General features: G+C 41.8%; 13 protein-coding genes and 1 pseudogene. 4 read left to right on the forward strand and 10 right to left on the reverse strand.

What is annotated here, in order from left to right; all coding sequences use genetic code 11:
- Nucleotides 1-3: 3 nt before the first annotated feature.
- From V7K60_RS29655 to V7K60_RS29675, 5 genes are all read right to left on the reverse strand, one after another.
- The gene (locus tag V7K60_RS29655; protein ID WP_334931364.1) at nt 4-1,338 is read right to left on the reverse strand and encodes a GTPase family protein; all 1,335 of its coding nucleotides are present in this window, start codon (nt 1,336-1,338) and stop codon (nt 4-6) included.
- Between the two features lie 244 nt (nt 1,339-1,582).
- Entirely contained in the window at nt 1,583-1,840 is a 258-nt protein-coding gene (locus V7K60_RS35460; RefSeq protein ID WP_442944493.1) for a hypothetical protein, read from the reverse strand.
- 247 nt (nt 1,841-2,087) lie between these two features.
- Nucleotides 2,088-2,315 carry an addiction module protein gene (locus V7K60_RS29665; RefSeq protein ID WP_334931366.1) on the reverse strand — a complete coding sequence of 76 codons (228 nt, stop codon included), beginning with the start codon at nt 2,313-2,315 and terminating at the stop codon, nt 2,088-2,090.
- Nucleotides 2,316-2,414: 99 nt separating this feature from the next.
- The gene (locus V7K60_RS29670; RefSeq protein WP_334931008.1) at nt 2,415-5,039 is read right to left on the reverse strand and encodes a PAS domain-containing hybrid sensor histidine kinase/response regulator; all 2,625 of its coding nucleotides are present in this window, start codon (nt 5,037-5,039) and stop codon (nt 2,415-2,417) included.
- A 299-nt stretch (nt 5,040-5,338) separates the two neighbouring features.
- On the reverse strand, nt 5,339-6,037 hold the full coding sequence (locus V7K60_RS29675; RefSeq protein WP_334931010.1) for a rhomboid family intramembrane serine protease: 699 nt from the start codon (nt 6,035-6,037) through the stop codon (nt 5,339-5,341).
- 121 nt (nt 6,038-6,158) lie between these two features.
- Between V7K60_RS29675 and V7K60_RS29680 the strand changes: the two genes are divergently transcribed.
- Nucleotides 6,159-8,288, forward strand: coding sequence for a tetratricopeptide repeat protein (locus V7K60_RS29680; RefSeq protein ID WP_334931012.1), 2,130 nt, complete (start codon nt 6,159-6,161; stop codon nt 8,286-8,288).
- A gap of 270 nt (nt 8,289-8,558) precedes the next feature.
- Here V7K60_RS29680 and V7K60_RS29685 read toward each other — a convergent pair whose 3' ends face one another.
- The 5 genes and pseudogenes from V7K60_RS29685 to lepA all read right to left on the reverse strand — a co-directional run bounded on the left by V7K60_RS29685 (nt 8,559) and on the right by lepA (nt 14,408).
- Nucleotides 8,559-9,608, reverse strand: coding sequence for a cyanophycinase (locus tag V7K60_RS29685; RefSeq protein WP_334931014.1), 1,050 nt, complete (start codon nt 9,606-9,608; stop codon nt 8,559-8,561).
- A 323-nt stretch (nt 9,609-9,931) separates the two neighbouring features.
- Nucleotides 9,932-10,111: a hypothetical protein gene (locus tag V7K60_RS29690; RefSeq protein WP_334931016.1), complete on the reverse strand. Its 180-nt coding sequence runs from the start codon at nt 10,109-10,111 to the stop codon at nt 9,932-9,934.
- A gap of 328 nt (nt 10,112-10,439) precedes the next feature.
- A complete protein-coding gene (locus V7K60_RS29695; protein ID WP_334931018.1) occupies nt 10,440-11,627 on the reverse strand; it encodes a glycosyltransferase family 4 protein in 1,188 nt (395 codons plus the stop codon).
- Between the two features lie 209 nt (nt 11,628-11,836).
- Nucleotides 11,837-12,355 (reverse strand): annotated as a pseudogene (locus tag V7K60_RS29700) (diguanylate cyclase); the annotation flags it as partial.
- A gap of 241 nt (nt 12,356-12,596) precedes the next feature.
- Nucleotides 12,597-14,408: a translation elongation factor 4 gene (gene lepA / locus V7K60_RS29705; RefSeq protein ID WP_334931020.1), complete on the reverse strand. Its 1,812-nt coding sequence runs from the start codon at nt 14,406-14,408 to the stop codon at nt 12,597-12,599.
- 612 nt (nt 14,409-15,020) lie between these two features.
- On the opposite strand from lepA, the gene V7K60_RS29710 reads away from it, so the two are divergent.
- The 3 genes from V7K60_RS29710 (at nt 15,021) to V7K60_RS29720 (ending at nt 17,943) form a co-directional block, all read left to right on the forward strand.
- Nucleotides 15,021-15,257 carry a hypothetical protein gene (locus tag V7K60_RS29710; RefSeq protein WP_334912577.1) on the forward strand — a complete coding sequence of 79 codons (237 nt, stop codon included), beginning with the start codon at nt 15,021-15,023 and terminating at the stop codon, nt 15,255-15,257.
- Nucleotides 15,258-15,430: 173 nt separating this feature from the next.
- Nucleotides 15,431-17,212 (forward strand): sensor histidine kinase, encoded by a 1,782-nt coding sequence (locus tag V7K60_RS29715; RefSeq protein WP_334931023.1) that lies wholly within the window; start codon nt 15,431-15,433, stop codon nt 17,210-17,212.
- A gap of 500 nt (nt 17,213-17,712) precedes the next feature.
- On the forward strand, nt 17,713-17,943 hold the full coding sequence (locus V7K60_RS29720) for a NifU family protein (protein ID WP_322660407.1): 231 nt from the start codon (nt 17,713-17,715) through the stop codon (nt 17,941-17,943).
- The last annotated feature ends 52 nt before the right edge of the window (nt 17,944-17,995 follow it).

Raw genomic sequence — 17,995 nt, forward strand, 5'->3', positions numbered from 1 at the left:
CCCCTAATGTTTGATTCCCTTAAACCGTTCTTGCGCCGCTTTAAATGCTTCTTGCATCACCAGTTGAATTTTCTCTTGATCGGGTTTCTTACCTCCCATTAAATCACCAAAGTAAACGCAGGCTGCTTCCCCTAGTGCCCAGGTATAGGCTGCTGCCCAAGAGGCTGCGATCGCACTACCAATACCTGGTATAAATTTAATTAACTCTCGAGCAATTGCCTGTGCTAAAAAACCACCTGCGATCGCACTCACAACTCCTCCCGCCTGAGATGGCGTAACTGTTTGCCCATATAATTTACCCAACAGACCCACCATTGATACTTGCAAGGCAGTGAGTACGGGCATTGTAGTAAATGGCAGAGGTACAGCCGCTAGGGTGGCAGACATAATCGCAAATGGCAAAATGTAACGGCGGGCAGCATCTCGGTAAAGGTTGCCAAGTTGTTTCCCAGATTCTTCTCGATCTAATAGCTGATAAATCGCCTGGGCTTCTGCTTGTGGGAGTAGTTCTGCCAAGGAATCTCGCAGTGCTTCTAAGCCATAAAATACCGGAGTGTAGCCATCTTCTTCTAAGGTAAAGTCAATGAGTACAGAGCGATCTGTTATTTTTGCGAAAGCTTGTTGCATGGCGGCAAATGCACGATTGACTTCCTGATAATCTGGCGGATAGGTGGGATGATCGACGGTATCGCCAGGATAAACTTCGTGCAAGCAGGTAACTACCAACAGACAGGGAATATCTGGATACTTCTGGCGCAACTGTTGAGCAATTTGTCGTAACGTATCAGTTGCAAAATCATTGATTTTAACTGTCAAAAGCAGGATTCTGGCGGAACGAGTTTCCTGTTGTAAATCGCCAACTAACTCCTGAATAATTGTTTGAGTATCTTGTTTGACATCACCGAGTCCTACTGTATCAGTAAAAATCAGTAACGGCAGGTCATTGGAAGGATAGGCATAGCGCTGGGTGTGTTGCGTGTGAGGACGAAAACCCTGACCGACAATTTCGGCAGAAACTCCCGTCAATCCTCGGACAATAGAACTTTTTCCGGCTTGGGGTTTACCAATTAAGAGGGCTTCTGTGGTTGGCAGTTCGGCTCGGATTTTCTCTAAAATCTCTGCAACCTGAGTATCACTTACACTAAACCATTCCACAACTGTCTGTGCCAGTTGTTCTACGGGTAAGAGTTGCGTTAGACGTGTTGTTGCTTTGTTCCACACACCAGTAATCTGATTTGTCCAGGAATTATCGACTGACTTGGTAATCTTTTTGTCGGTCGGTTCAGTCAATTGCTGAGAATCAGTTGACGATGAGTCAGCATCACGTTGCTCAGTCATTTTCATCCAAACGTAGAAGACCTTTTTAGTCATCTTATAGCGATTCTCAAAGGGATAACTAGTACCGCAAGGCGGAATTAAAAATTAAAAATTAAAAATTAAAAATGAATACAGAGTAAGCGTTTCATTGATTTTGAATGGGTGGTTTATTTACGTTGTACTGTACTAATACCTTTAGTAGTGTTCCTCGGCGATCGCGTTTTTTGATTACCTTACTAAATAAACGTGAGAAGAGGACACTGGCTCACACTCCTATACAGTCCGTCGCCGTAGAAAAAGGTAGTACCAGCAAATTATTGTATCGGCTGACAATGCGATTGTTTCGACTAACAATGCGATTGTTTCGACTGACAATGCGATTGTTTCGACTGACAATGCGATTGTTTCGACTGACAATGCGATTGTTTCGACTGACAATGCGATTGTTTCGACTGACAATGCGATTGTTTTGACTGACAATGCAATTGTTTTGACTGACAATGCGATTGTTTCGGCTGACAATGCGATTGGTCTTTCAAGACGCGATAAATCTCGTCTCTACAATCTGGGTTTTGTTGCTCATTCTGAACTATATTGTCACAAAATTTGCCCTCATCCCTCAACCCCTTCTCCCAATATTGGGAGAAGGGGAGCGAATTTCAAAGTCCCTCTCCCAAGCTTGGGAGAGGGATTTAGGGTAAAAGCTCATTGATTAATGCAAAAAGTCTATTACTTCAAAAACAGATCTACTGGATGAAAGACGTATTTCATTACTCCAAAAGTTGTCTTACTCTAGCTAACGCTTCCTCTCCAGGAATGGGTGAAACTGCACCGCTACAAACTTCATCTCTACGCTTCTTGGCTTCATCTGTCCACAGTGTTTGCAGTGTTTCGTCTACATCAAATTCAAGACTTTCAACTAGTTTTTCTGCCAACAATGCTCTCGCTGCACTGGGCAAAGTTAAGGCTTCTTTCATGATCTGCTCAACAGATGCCATAATTTCTGAAAGCATAAGGACTATTCAGAGTCTAGCAGGAAAGCAGTAGACATTGCACAATACTAAAGTGATGGAAAGCCGACGGACGCTTACCTAATATCAGCTTGGTTCAATCAAATCAGCGATCGCCTTCACCAATGCATCTGGATCTACTGGTTTGGAAATATGCATTTGAAATCCGGCTGCTATTGCTTGCTGCTGATTCATTTCCCCTGCATAAGCCGTCAGAGCGATCGCTGGTACGTTTCCTCCTTGTTGGGGCGATCGCGATCGCACTTCACCCATCAGCATATAACCGTCTGTTTTTGGCATTCCAATATCACTAATTAAAACATCTGGTATCGACTCAGACAGTGCTTGTAGTGCTTCCTGTGCTGATGATACGGCGGTTACTTGGATGCCGTAGTCTTGCAAAATAAAGGTAATTAAATCACGGATATCTGGTTCATCGTCCACTACCAAAACTTGAGTGTTCACAAGCAGCGAGGATTCCGGCTCCAAATATGAAGACTGATTCTCTTCACCCCGAACCTGTTCGCTTCTAACCAAAAGTGGTAACTCGACAGTGAAGGTTGCACCCAATCCTTCTCCAAGACTTTCGGCTTGAACATTTCCTCCATGCATTTCTACAACCTTACGCACGATCGCTAGTCCTAAACCTAGTCCACCAAATGTACGTGTAGTTGTGCCATCAGCTTGGCGAAAGTAATCGAACATATAAGGCAAAAAGTCTAGACTAATTCCCTTACCTGTATCGCTGATCTGAATTTGAGCCTGATTATCAGCTTCCATGAGTCGAATTTCTACCTGTCCTCCTGTTGGTGTAAATTTTACTGCATTAGAAAGCAAGTTCCACACAACTTGTTGCAGCCGATTTGGGTCGCCCATTACTTGTCCCAAATTGGGATCAAATACGGTCTGAATTTGAATCGACTTGGCTTGTGCTGCTAGTCGTACTGTTTCTAGTGCTGCTTCAACTACCATTACCAAGCTGACTGGACAGATATTCAAGTTTAATTTTCCTTGAAGGATGCGCGACACATCCAACAAATCTTCAATTAGCTGGGTTTGTAACTTGGCGTTGCGTTCAATGGTTTCTAAGGCGTGGTTAGTAGTTTTTTCATCAAACTTGCGAGTCCGCAGCATTTTCGACCATCCCAGGATGGGGTTGAGTGGGGTTCGCAGTTCATGGGAGAGAACCGCCAAAAACTCATCTTTAATTTTATTGGCGATTTCTGCTTGTTGTCGTGCTGTCCTTTCGCAGTTGAGTAGGCGATCGCATTCTTGTTCAGCTAATTTGCGATCGGTAATATCCAGTACAAAAGCAACACCATGTTCTTGAGAGTCATTCAGCAGGGCCATTCCCAAAACAATCGGTACTCGTTTACCGTTGCGGTGAATATATTCTTTCTCATAAATTTTGGAAACTCCAGTGGTTTGCACGTCCAAAAGGGCGCGATCGTCTAAATCCTTATACTCAACAGGAGTAAGTTCTCTCCAATTAATTCTACCTAAAGTAGCAAACTGATCACGAGTGTAGCCAGCTAGTTGCAGAAAGGCATCATTGGCATCAATGATGAAACCATCCACAGTCCAAGAAGCGACCCCAATCAGGTTAGATTCAAACAAACGCCGAAATCGTGCTTCACTTTCACGTAAAGTCTTTTCTGCCCGTTTGTGTTCGGTAATATCACGAGCAACAGTGATTACGCCTTCAATAGTTTGGTTTAAATTCCGTAATGGTGTGAGAATGTATTCATAATAATGCACGCCATCAGCAGTAACATATTTACACTCATCTTTTATCGGCTGCCCAGTTTTCATCACAGCAAGTAGTTGATTATCTACTTGCGTTATTAGGTCTGCGGGTAAATCCATTTCTGACAAACTTTTGCCGAGAATATCTTGAGGCTTTAAACCTAGCAAAGTTGCTCCATCACGGCTGACATACTGATAGCAACCTTGGCGATTAAATATATAAATATGATCGACTGAGGCGGTAAGGATAGCATTTAAAATATTTGCCTGTTCATGGACTTGTGTTGTGAGTTCACGAGTACTTTCTTTTGCCTGCTTACACACAGTAGTTTCCCTACAAACGCCGATCATTCGCACCGCTTGCCCTTGAGCGTTATAGATAAATTTTCCGTTGGCAGAAATCCAATGTGTACTTTGGTCTGAGCGAACTATACGAAATTCATCATTGTAGTCAGTCTTTTGTGCTAAAGCGTGAGCGATCGCTTGCATTACAGATTGGCTATCTTCAGGATGAACGCACTTTTGAAACGTTTCATAAGGACTATCAAAACTACTTGGAAATACACCAAAAAGCAGTTCATAATTTTCTGACCAGATGACTTGATTAGTAACAATATTCCAATCCCACAAACCCATCTGGGATACATCTAGAACTAGCCTTAGCCGTTCTTCACTCTCTCTAATAAGTACTTCTAACTGCTGTCGCTCCACAATTTCTTGTTGAAGTTGCTGTGAAATTACTGCTACATCTGTTGGCAGATTGAGATGTACAGATGTTTCCTTAACTTTAATATGGGGATTTTCTAATTTTACTGGCAGCTTTCTTTTTAGTTCTGTTAATTGTTCTTCAAGCGCTGTTTGCCTTTGTTGATAAAATCTCTCTGATTGCTCTAACTCAGCTACACGCTGCCGCAAAACTCCTAATTCATTAGGGAGTTGAAAGTTATTATTATCAATATTTTGCATATTCTACACCACTAATATTGAACAATATCGACTTGAAGAGTAGGTATCCCTAGTTCTATCTATGAATTTTTCAGATATTAAATGTAATCTATCAAAAGGTATATAAAAAATATTGCAGTAATCATTTATTTATTGATTTATTAAGCAAAAATAATAATTTATAGATTTCAGCCAAAAGGTATATATGAGTTTCAATGACTGTAGGGTAAGCACTGGCAAAAATCTCAAAATTGAGCTTTTTGACATTAGTCAGTCAATAGTGTCCACCCTACAAAAATAAGTAGAGAACTAAATAAACTTTATCTCTTCAATCTGATAAAAGCTGCACCAGTTAATAATCCCACAACCTGCCCTAAGAAAACAACACCCGATTGATTTACGCCAACAGGAGGAATATTTAAACTACCAATACCATAAAATAATTGTTGTAAAAACCACCAAAATATATAGAAAAAGGCTGGTAGTTGGATGGGGATATACAAGATTATGAGTGGCAAAATAGTGTCAATTTTAGCTTTAGGAAACTTCATAATGTATGCTCCTAAAATAGCTGCGATCGCACCATTTGCCCCAATCAATGGAACTGTCAAACTCGGTTCAGCCAGAATTTGTATTATACCTGCGATCGCACCAGCAGCCAGATAAAATCCTAGATAGCGTCCATGTCCTAGAAGATTTTCTACAGTTTTCCCAAAAACCCACAAAAATAGTAGATTTCCTAATATTTGACTAAAACTGCCGTGCAGAAATATTCCTAAAAATAGGGTAAATACCCGCCAAACTACAACTATCCAAGCAGCAGAATTGAAAAAAAGAGCATTGGTAACTGCTCCACTAATCTGGGCTGGAATCACACCCCAAGTACTGACAAAATAGCCTAATTGACCGCTAAACTCTAGTTGAAGTTCCCAAAAAAATACAGCCAGGTTAATGGCAATCAACCAGTAATTAATAATTGGCTTACTTCGACAACGAATATTATCACTAATAGGAATCATATAGATTTGTCATTTGTCATTTGTCATTCTCTGCCTTCCCTGTCTCCCCTACTCCCTCACTCCCCCTTAACCTGTGGCAAGATTGAAATCAGATCGCATCGCACTTAACTAGGCAAACGAGATGCTAGGAAACACACTTGTAGGAAGATACCAAATTATTAGTAACTTGGGAGGTGGGGGTTTTGGTGAAACTTTTGTGGCTTGTGATACCCAATTACCTAATTCACCTCTATGTGTCGTTAAGAAACTCAAACCCCAAGCAAGCGATCCGGTAACTTTGGAAACAGCTAGGCGTTTATTTGATACGGAAGCACAAGTTCTGTATAAATTAGGAACTCACGATCGCATTCCCCAACTTTTAGCTTACTTTGAGGAAAATGCCGAATTCTATCTTGTACAGGAATTGATCGAAGGTCATGACCTGAGTCAAGAATTAACATCAGGTAAAATCCTCAGTCAAGAAGAAGTCATTTCACTTTTACAAGAACTTTTGGCAATCTTAGAATTTGTCCATCAACAGAATGTAATTCATCGTGATGTCAATCCCCACAATATCCTCAGACGCCAACCAGATGGCAAATTAATTTTAATTGATTTTGGTGCAGTGAAACAAATTGCTACTCAAGTTATTACTCCTCAAGGTCAAACTCTCGCAACAGTAGCTATCGGTACGCCTGGATATATTCCTGGCGAACAAGCTCATGGTACGCCAAAATTAAGCAGTGATATTTATGCTGCGGGAATAATTGCTATTCAAGCTCTCACTGGATTATCACCAGAGGAAATAGTAAAAGATGCTGAGACTAACGAAATTATCTGGCACGATAAAGCTACAGTGACACCAGAATTTGCTCAATTTTTAGATAAAATGGTCTGCTACGACTTTCGGCAACGCTATCCTTCGGCAACGGTGGCATTACAAGCGCTGAAAGAGTTAAAACAACCACCTATTCAGACAATAGCGTTAACTCCTCCTTCTCTACCAAAAAATATCAATAAACCTCAACCCAAAAAAGGTATATTAGGTAAAATTTTACTAACAATATTTTTCCTTGCTGTTGGCACAGTAGCATCAATATTTATTTGGAATTACATTAATTCAAATAATGCCATAGAATTATCTAAACAAGGAAATACGCTTTTTGATTTGCAACGCTATCAAGATGCGCTAGAAGTATATGAAAAAGCCGTTAATCTTAGACCAGATTATGCTAAAGGCTGGAATGGTCAAGGCAAAACACTAAATAAATTAAGAAAATACAAAGAAGCATTAGTGGCCTATGACAAAGCAATTCAAATTCAGCCAGATTATTTAGATGCTTGGATTGGACGTGGCTCTGTATTGGGAAATTTACAGCGATATCAAGAAGCGATCGCCTCTTTTGACAAAGCCTTAGAATTAAAGAATGACAATTCAGAAGTCTGGAATGCTAAAGGTGAAGCTTTCAGTAATTTAAACCAATACGATCAAGCAATTAAGTCTTATGAAAAGGCAATTGAACTCAAACCAGATAATTATGAAGCTTGGTATAAAAAAGGATTAGCTTTGCAGAATTCTAAACGATATGAAGAAGCGATCGCAGCCTATCAAAAAGTCGTTGATTTAAAACCAGACTACGAGCAAGCCTGGTATAATCTAGGGAATGCACTAGTCAATTTAAAACGCTATCAAGATGCATTTGCAGCTTATGATAAATCTGTACAATATCAGCCAAATTATTATCAAGCTTGGTTGTCAAGAGGTAATATACTGCTGAATTTACGACGTTATCCTGAAGCGATTGAATCTTTTAATCAAGTAATTAAATACAGTCCCAGAAACTATCAAGCCTGGTATAACTTGGGTTGGTCGCTGCATCAAAACCAACGCTATGAAGAAGCAATAAAAGCTTATAATAAAGCGGCAACGATTAAGCAAAATGACTATCAACTCTGGTATAATTTAGGGAATTCACAATACATATTGCAGAAATACGAAGATGCGATCGCTTCTTATAATAAGGCAGTTCGTTATAAAGTAGACCATTCTGAAAGCTGGTTTAGTAGAGGCAATGCTCTATTAAATTTGAAACAGTATCAGAATGCGATCGCTTCTTACGATCGAGCAATAAAATACAAGCCTAATTACCAACAAGCAATAGACGGTCGCAATCAAGCCCAAATTCAACTGCAAGGCGAAAAACCAAAGCCTGTAATTGTACCAACTCTTCCATTTCCTAATTCCACCAATCCACCGCAGACGACACGCTAAACAACCTATCAAATTGACGGGTTAGGATTGATATCATGTCCGCTAAATTGCCCTGAAAATGCATTCATTGACTCGTTCCCAGTCGGAGACTGGGAATGCCGTCCTTGGGGCTGCCGCCTCCCTTGCTGGCAGCAGAGCCGCAACGATCAGCATTTCCAGCCTCTGGCTGGAAACGAGGTTTTAAAAGAGTTTTTGCTTAAGTTGACACCAATGGGCAATACCATGCCCCTACGAGAAATCTATATGTATCAGGATTTTCGTGAATTGGTATCAATAGGGATTTGAATCAATCCGTCCCCTTTTGACGCTCCTGAGATAGTACCCAGAAGTTGGTCTGTTTCTTAAGTTGAAGGTGTCGCCACTGCGAACTTTCCAAATTTTGTAATTAGAAAAGGTCAAAGGCTTTCGGGGTTCGCATACTTCCGGCAGATGATTGCCAAGTACAAAGTATACCGCACCCCTACCCATAACTTTCACCAAACCGTTTTTATCCACAAGAACCGATGTACTTTCACTAACCGCTATACCTAAAACACTGCTAGATACACCATCCTTAATTTGACGGGCAATGAAAGTCATAATTCGACCCATTCTTTCCCGCCTGTCGAAATGCGTATCTACGATAGTTCCCTTCAAATTACTCCAATTGAAAAAGTTGTAAGTAAAAGTAATGTCTCGGTAGGGATCTTCGAGTGCGTCTCTAGTTTCAATGCCTTTTTCGGAAGAAGCGCAAGCATCATAGACACAATCACTTTGGATCATTGCACCCGCACTAGTGCCACCAACGCCACCTCCCTTCAGGTAAACTGACTTAACAGCAGCCTCAAGCTTGGTATCTTTCCAGTTGCGGATGTATTGACATTGATCCCCGCCAGCAAAGAAAACTACATCAGCATTGCGGATTTTTTCATAAATCTCAGCTTTGTTTGCCTCTTGTCTATCCCTAACTAGAAGAGTTTCCACAAAATTTACACCCTTCATGGCATAAATTAGCCGATTGTAATCGTGATTACCATTAGTGCGGAGAACTACAACATTAACTTTAGTACCGGAGTTACTACCTCCTCTAACTTGGTTAATCATCCACTGGATAGCATCATCGACATCGGGGCCTCCCCCACCCAAACTCAGAACTGGGCCCGCTAAGGAGGGACGGACATCAAAGGAGGGAGAGGTGGAGGGGCGAACATCAACAGTGTCACCCAGGAAGAAGCGTTTCCAGCTTGCAATAAAACGGGTTATCAGGAAGGTTCCCATATTCAACAACTTGATTCCTCTACTTTTCAAGCGCCTTGCTATGCTTGGGAATGCCTTTGTCATACTAAACTTCTAGAGCAAACTGCAATTATTGCTAGGCTGTGACGCATTTTAATTGCTTATTTATTCGTGAAATTCGTCCTTTGTCATTTATCAGTTGTTGTGAATAACCAATGACAAATGACAGTCTTGACGAAAAATGTGCAATTTAGACGCGCACTAGCTTAACTGTGGCACTAGATAGGGTAGAATTTCCAGCGTACAGGTCTTGTACTGTTTGTTAACGCAAAATAACACAGAGTAATCATTAATTCTCTGCGCTACTATGCGAAAATCTCTACATTGCTTGTAGCGTTTAATTCTGGCCAGATGAAATTTAAAATAGATTAGGTATTGGTTGTCACTGTCCAGATGCTTCCGTAGTTGCTGGGAATAGTTACCCAATATTCTGAATAACTGGGAACGCCGATTAAATTGTTTTCACCATTTAGTTCTTCCTGATAATCGCCAGCAATTGGGAACCAGAAGGGTACACTTTGATCGCGATCGCCAAAGTTAAGTGCCACTAGGCTAAACTTGTTACCATGTTTGTGCGAGAATAACAGCACATTTTTGGAATGATAGCGGTCATAATCGTTGTAAAAGAAATGTTCACCTTCCGTAAACTGCGGTTACTGAGACGCAGTTTAATCAACTTGCGTACTAAGGAAAGTACACTGTGTACCTTACCAACTTGAAATCTGATGTAATATCCAAAACCAGATTAAATTTGCACTACTCCAGAAATTGAAGCAGTGCCAGCTATTATAGATTTATCAAAGGTTGATTAAGGATTTATGCAAGTTCAAATAAAATTTTAGATCCCCGATTTCTTCAAGAAGTCGGGGATCTGTATTACCACGCTATTTGCGATCGCTCTTGTACAACTTGCTGATATACTTGCTCGGTTTGCTTGGCTAATTTCGGCCAGCTAAAGCGTCGCTCTAAATCTTCATAAGCGTTATCCACCAGCCATTGGCGATAACCTGGATTTTTCAACACTTCCAAAATTCCCCAAGCTAAAGAATCGGGATTGTTTACCCAAGTTACAATGCCTGTTTTGGTATGTTGCACCACTTCTGGAAAACCACCAGTATCAGAAACTACTACAGGTACACGTGAGGCAAAGCTTTCTAAAGCTACAATTCCAAAGGGTTCGTAAAGACTCGGAAAAACTGCGCAGTCTGCGACAGTTTGAAATTTATCTAAATATTCATCGGAGAGAAAACCGGTAAAATAGCAATGATGCCAAATTCCCAAATTCCAGGCTTGGCGCTTGAGATGGTCAGTATTACCACCACCGACGATGACAAATTTAACATTAGCTCCCATTTGGTAAAGGATCTTGGGTGCAGCATTGAGCAATATAGGTACACCCTTTTCGTAGGTCATGCGACCAAGGTAATAAACGATTTTCTCATTGTCTGCGGCAAATTGGCGGCGAAAATCCAGTGCATGAAAATCTACGTGATGCTGTTTCTTTTCGGCTCGGATACCGTTATAAATGACATCGATTTTATCCCAAGGACTGTGTAATGCTCGTTCTATTTCTTGGCGCATATAATCGCTACAAACGATAATCTGCCAAGCGTTGAAAGCCAGCAAGTTTTCTTTACCATTTATATAGCCTTGGATGTCTGTGTGAATACCGTTATAGCGCCCGTATTCTGTAGCGTGAATTGTAGCAACTAGTGGTATTTTGAGACTATGCTTGAGAGCGATCGCAGCATCTCCGACTAACCAATCATGAGCATGAATTAAATCAAAGGGCCCTTCTTCTAAAATCAACTTACCACCGTGATCTCCCATACTCAAGTTGAGATTGACTACCCAGTGGAAAAAGTCGTTACTATGTGCCACTGGCACTCGATGTATCTTTACTCCCTCAACGACCTCATACATCGACGCGTGACCAAACTCCGCTGTAATCAGGTGAATTTCATGTCCTAGCTTTACCAGTTCCGGGTACAACTCCGCTACATGCCGCGCAATTCCCCCAATAATCCTTGGTGGAAACTCCCAACTCAGTACCAGTATCTTCATCTACTAGACTCCCCGAAACTTTATAAATATCTAACAAACTACATTTACCTAAAAATACAAGTCTGGCCAATGCAGTGAGTACTTTTACTAAAATTTTTAGATTTTTTAACAGTGATTTTGTTAAAGCTTATCAACAGTAAACTAAGGATAGGAAGCAAGGTATAGTAATATTCGTAATTAGGTTGAGCGCCCGTTTTGCAACTCAGGTATCAAGAAGGGATAACGACGCGAACGGCATGAACTTGATCGCGTCCTTGCTGTTTGGCTACATAAAGTGCTTTGTCTGCCACATTAATCAAGTCTGGCGGCGAAATTTCAGAATTTGGCACAATGCTAACAACGCCTAGACTAACAGTCACGCGATCGCATACGCGAGACTGAGCATGGGGAATGGCTAAGTCGCATACTGCTTGTCGAATAGTTTGAGCTACATAGATTGCTCCTTGAATCTCTGTATTAGGCAGAATGATAGCAAATTCTTCCCCACCATAACGAGCGACTAAATTGGCTGGACGCTTAATAATATTTTTGAGGGCACTTGCTAATTGCCGCAAACAATCATCCCCTCCTAAATGACCATAAGTATCATTGTAGAGTTTAAAAAAATCGACATCGAACAAAATTAAAGACAGTGACAGTTGCTCGCGTTTGAGTCGCTGCCACTCAGCTTCAAGATACTCATCAAATCGGCGGCGATTGGCTATTTGAGTCAAGCCATCTAGGGTAGCTAATCTTTGTAATTAAAATTAACGGATATTGAAAAAGAATACAGAACAAGAAAACTGTGGTGGGAGACTAAAAAAATCGAATTCAACGAAGAGGCAGGGGAAAGACTTGTTGCAAGTTCTCCTTGTCCCCAATTCTCCCCTGTTCTCTTGCCTCTTTCTCAGATCCTCGTAGACTTGCTATCGCTGCGCTATCCGCCACTGGGACTCCAATACCCAACTGAATTCTGACTCCTGAATTCTATTAGCTTTGATCCAAGCGCAGTACTGCCATAAAGGCTTCCTGGGGTACATCTACAGTACCTACAGATTTCATCCGCTTTTTACCTTTTGCTTGCTTCTGCAAAAGTTTTTTCTTCCGACTAATGTCACCACCGTAACATTTTGCTAACACATCTTTCCGCAAAGCGGGGATGTGTTCGCTGGCAATTACTTTACTGCCAATAGATGCCTGAATTGGCACTTTGAATTGATGGCGGGGAATAAGTTCCTTGAGTTTTTCTGCCATTGCCCGCCCGACGTTGTAAGCTTTATCTCGATGCACAATCATCGCCAAAGAATCTACAGGATCGCCGTTAATCATGATATCCAGCTTCACCAAAGGATTTTCACGATAGCCGATGATGTGATATTCCATACTGGCGTAACCGCGCGATCGCGATTTCATCTGATCGAAAAAGTCAGTTACAACTTCTGCCAAGGGTAGTTCGTAAGTGAGGGTGGTTCGTCCTTGGGCGAGATATTTCATATCCTTAAAGATGCCACGGCGATTTTGTGACAACTCCATCAAGCTGCCGACATAAGTTTCCGGCGTAATCATCTCTACTTGGACGTAGGGTTCTTCAATTTTTTCGCGATCGTTGGGAGAAGGTAAGCGGCTAGGATTATCGATGTACAATTCCTCACCTTTGAGGGTAATCACCTTATAAACCACCGAGGGGGCTGTAATGATTAAATCTAGGTTATACTCTCGCTCTAGACGTTCTTGGACAATTTCCATGTGCAGCAAGCCCAAGAACCCGCAACGGAAGCCAAACCCCATCGCGCTTGAAGTTTCCGGTTCGTAATGTAGCGCTGCGTCGTTGAGTTCCAGCTTTTCCAAAGCTTCCCGCAAATCTTCAAATTGATCGGCATCAATGGGGAACATCCCACAAAAAACCATTGGGTTCGCTTCTGCGTAGCCTGGTAAGGGTGACTCTGCTTTCGCTTTACTGAGGGTAATTGTGTCTCCTACCCGTGCATCAGCTACAGCTTTAATTGCCGCTCCCAAATAGCCTACTTCCCCAGCGTGCAATTCTTCAACTTGCTTTTGAGTCGGAGAAAGCACACCTAGCTCATCAATTTCAAATTCTTTACCGGATGCCATTAGATGGATGCGATCGCCTTTTTTCACTGTGCCATCCATCACCCGGAAATACACAATTACTCCCCGGTAACTGTCATAATAGCTATCAAAAATTAACGCTCGTAAGCGTTCATTTATCGTATTCGGCGGTGGCGGTATCCGCTCGACAACAGCTTCTAAAATCTCATCAATACCAATTCCTTCTTTAGCAGAAGCCAGAATTGCCCCACTACAATCTAGACCGATAATTTCTTCAATTTCGCCAATTACCCGTTCTGGTTCAGCCCCCGGCAAATCAATTTTATTCAAAACCGGGATAATTTCCAGGTTACTCTCTAACGCTAAATATACATTTGCCAAAGTTTGCGCTTCTACACCTTGGGAAGCATCTACTACCAATAGCGCTCCTTCGCAAGCAACAAGAGAGCGAGAGACTTCATAAGAGAAATCCACGTGTCCCGGAGTGTCAATTAGGTTCAGCACATATTGCTGACCATCCTTGGCTGTGTAATTCATCCGGGCAGCTTGCAGCTTAATCGTAATGCCGCGCTCCCGTTCCAGATCCATGTTATCGAGAAACTGTTCCTTCATCTGTCGGTCTTCAACAGTGCCAGTAGCTTGTAGCAAGCGATCGGCGAGGGTTGATTTCCCGTGGTCGATGTGAGCAATAATACAAAAATTGCGAATGCGAACTGCGGGAACGTCAGTCATATACTATCTTTGCCTTAGCAGCAACCAAAGTTAAAAGGGCAATTTACTTAATGTATTTTAATGCTTTCTTAGCCAAGACGCTCTGCTTTTAGTGCCGAGTTCTGTTAGCGGATAGCTAAGGTTTAGCCCGTGCTGAGTTAGGAGTTGGAAGTTAGGAGTTAAGAGTTATTATTCTTCATCTGTTCCCCTGCTCCCCAGCCCCCAGCCCCTCTGCCTCCCCTTCCCTCTTCACCCCATCTTTAACTTTCGATCTAAATAGGTGGACATTTAAGAATATTATGAAAGTCTATTTGTCGCTGCTAGTATTCAACAGCTGGGAGCGTACAATAAATGTAAATAAGTACATGTAGGGATCGTGTAGGGTTCGTGGGCAATTGCGACCAGTAATTGCCCATGAGCGCTGATTTATCAGCAAAACTTCTAGAGCCATTGTCTAGTCAGTTATATGAAAAATGCGATTTAAAACTTAAAGCTGTTACTTTGGTGCTATTTCAGGGAACTATTTAACTGTACCCTTGAAAATTTTTCAGCGAATTAGCCCAAATAATGAATATAACTACTTTACAAAGCTTTAGACAAAACCAATTCAAAGAATTCAGAGTATATAAACCTATGAATATGAGAGAGAAAACTACCAAAGCGGAAAATACACAAGCCGATAAGGTAGAAATTGCTGTCCGCCTAGACTCCGAGTTACTAAAGCAAATTCAGCATCTCACCAATGACCCAAGTAAAGTAATTGAGGTGGCGATTCGCCAGTGGTTACGGGGTGAAATCCTCAGAGATGATGAACTAACGCGCACGCCTGTGCGTACTCCTGTTCCTCCTCGCGGTGAATGGAACGATTGACGCCATTATTTAACTGTCAATGCAAGTTAAAAAAAGTAAAGTTTACCAATCTGGTTTTCAGAACACCAAAATATACCCCATTAAACACAAAAAAGCTGTAAAAATTTATGTATAAATTTTAGCGGCTTTAGTAAAATTACGGTCGGATACCCTTTGTCTATCCAACTCAATTAATGACTATTACTGCCAATTCCCAATTGTCGAATGTATTTTCCCAAAATCTGGAATCTGTTACCAGTAAGACTGATGGCTCATTACCAACTCTAGGAGCCGAGTTGGTTTATACGCAAGATGGGGCAGGGCGCTATCTGACCTTTTGTTGGCAGTACAGCGGACTGCTGGGGTTAAATACTGAAAAAATAGTTGACGATCTGAACCAGACTCAAACCTTTGCCCCGGTGGATAAGGTTAGTTATTTGGAACGATTGCACCGAATTTTGACAAGTCTGGTGCCAGAAAGGTTTCAATGTTGGTTTAGCTATCAGAAGGAATTATTTGAGTTGGACTTAGTGATTAGTCCGATTATGCCAAGTTTGGGAACTACTGCCACTACCGTTTTAGTGATGGGACGCCTAGTACAAGCGACACTCAACAAAAAACAAGCGCGCGTGGCATCAAAAACGCCCACACAAATAGAGTTGGCTTTACGATCGCAGCAACACCAAAAATTGGTAAATCGCATTACCAGAAATATTCGCCGGACATTGGATTTAGATATTATTTGGCAGCAAACAGTTGATAGTTTGGGGAAAGCACTGCGGCTAGAACGCTGCATTATTTGTCCTTATCAGCCCTCAAGCTCAAAAGTGCAGGTGAAGGCTGAATATCGCCAGCCAGAACTCAAATCAATGCTTGGCTTAGATATAGATATAGCTTCTGAGCCTGCCTTTGCTCAAGCCTTGGCAACCCTAGAACCAGTCATGATGGAAGTGCCTGGATACAAAGAGTCTGGGCGGCAGAAAACTTTGGTAGTTGCGACTTGCTATCAAGACCAAGCTAATGGATTGGTTGCCTTGAATTGGCAGGATGAATGCTATACATTAACAGAATCGGAATTAGAACTGGCAAAAGAAGCAGCAGATCAATTGGGAACTGCGATCGCTCATGCTACTTTATATGAAGAATTAGAAGTAGCGCGTCAGAAAGCCGAAGAAGCTTCCCGCCTCAAAAGCGAGTTTCTGGCTAATGTATCCCATGAAATACGTACTCCCCTCAACGGTATGATTGGCTTTTTGAAGCTGATTTTAGAAGGGATGGCAGATGACCCAGAAGAACAAAATCAGTTTTTGACAGAAGCTCACCACCTATCGATACATCTGCTGAATATCATCAACGATATTTTGGACATTGCCAAAATCGAAGCTGGTAAAATGGAGCTAGCTTACGCTCCAGTCAAGCTAGATGAGCTATTCAGTCATGTAGAAGGTTTCATGCATCCCCAAGCAGAAATGAGAAACCTCAGCTTTCGGATGCAAATGCCTGCTACCTCCGATGAAATCATTGTCCAAAGCAACTACCAACGGTTGCTACAAGTGATGCTCAATTTGGTAGGTAATGCCATCAAATTTACCCATGAGGGTGGCGTTACCGTCAGCGCCGATTTAGTACTCAAAAAGGCGAACTTTCAAGATCAGCAATTTCCTGGCATGGTGAGAGTACGTGTGGCAGACACTGGTATTGGTGTTTCCTTAGATAAACAAGATAAATTGTTTCAATTATTCTCTCAAGTGGATGGTTCTCGCACTCGCCAGTATGGCGGCACAGGTTTGGGACTGGCAATATCCCAAAAGCTAGTGGAGGCAATGGGCGGCGAGGTACATTTTTATAGTTTGGGCGAAGGACTTGGCTCAACAGTCACATTCACCGTGCCACTATATCAACAACCAGTCATGGTTTCGTCTAATGATAGCGACTCAACGAGTAGTGCTGTTAGCGATAGCGGAGCGTTGAGCTAGTGATGAATTAGTCATTGGTCATTGGTCACTTGTACTGAGCGTAGTCGTTGGCGCAGCCTCTCCAAGAGTTGTATTGGTCATCTGGAACATTACCAATACTGAGTTTTGAGTTTTAAGTTTTTTAGCTATTATTTAATAACTATATTGGGTATGGGGTATTGGGAAAAAACCTTCCTCGTCCTCACCTCCTTGCGTTCTCTTCAGTACTTTAAAGGCTAAAGTAGAGTATGGAGGGCTTGCATGAGAAATTGTTCAGCTAATCTAATATCAAGTTGCTAAAACCAGCAGTGGTTTAGTCAAAAGTCATAAAAAACTGACACCTGACAATCTAGCGGCAATTAGATTTAGGATCGATTTAACAAAGCTGGAAAATAAAACTTTGGATAATGGTTAATGAGTAAGGGTGCATTGGTTACAGGGATCGTTATTATTCAATGCCCCATGCCCCATTCCCCATTCCCCATTCCCCATTCCCATCCCTAACTTAGCAGGTCTAAACTATGGAACTCACAACTGACAACGTTGAAACAGTCTTAGATGAAATGCGCCCTTATCTGATGTCTGATGGCGGCAACGTGGAACTCGTAGAACTCGATGGGCCTGTTGTAAAACTGCGGCTGCAAGGTGCTTGTGGTTCTTGTCCCAGTTCTGCAATGACCCTGAGAATGGGTATTGAGCGCCGCCTGAAGGAAATGATTCCCGAAATTGCAGAAATTGAACAAGTGGTGTAAAAGTTAGGAGTTAGGAGTTAGGAGTTATGAGTTTTCAATTAACTCCTAACTC

The sequence above is a fragment of the Nostoc sp. genome, from assembly GCF_036917555.1.
Taxonomy (GTDB): Bacteria; Cyanobacteriota; Cyanobacteriia; order Cyanobacteriales; family Nostocaceae; genus Nostoc.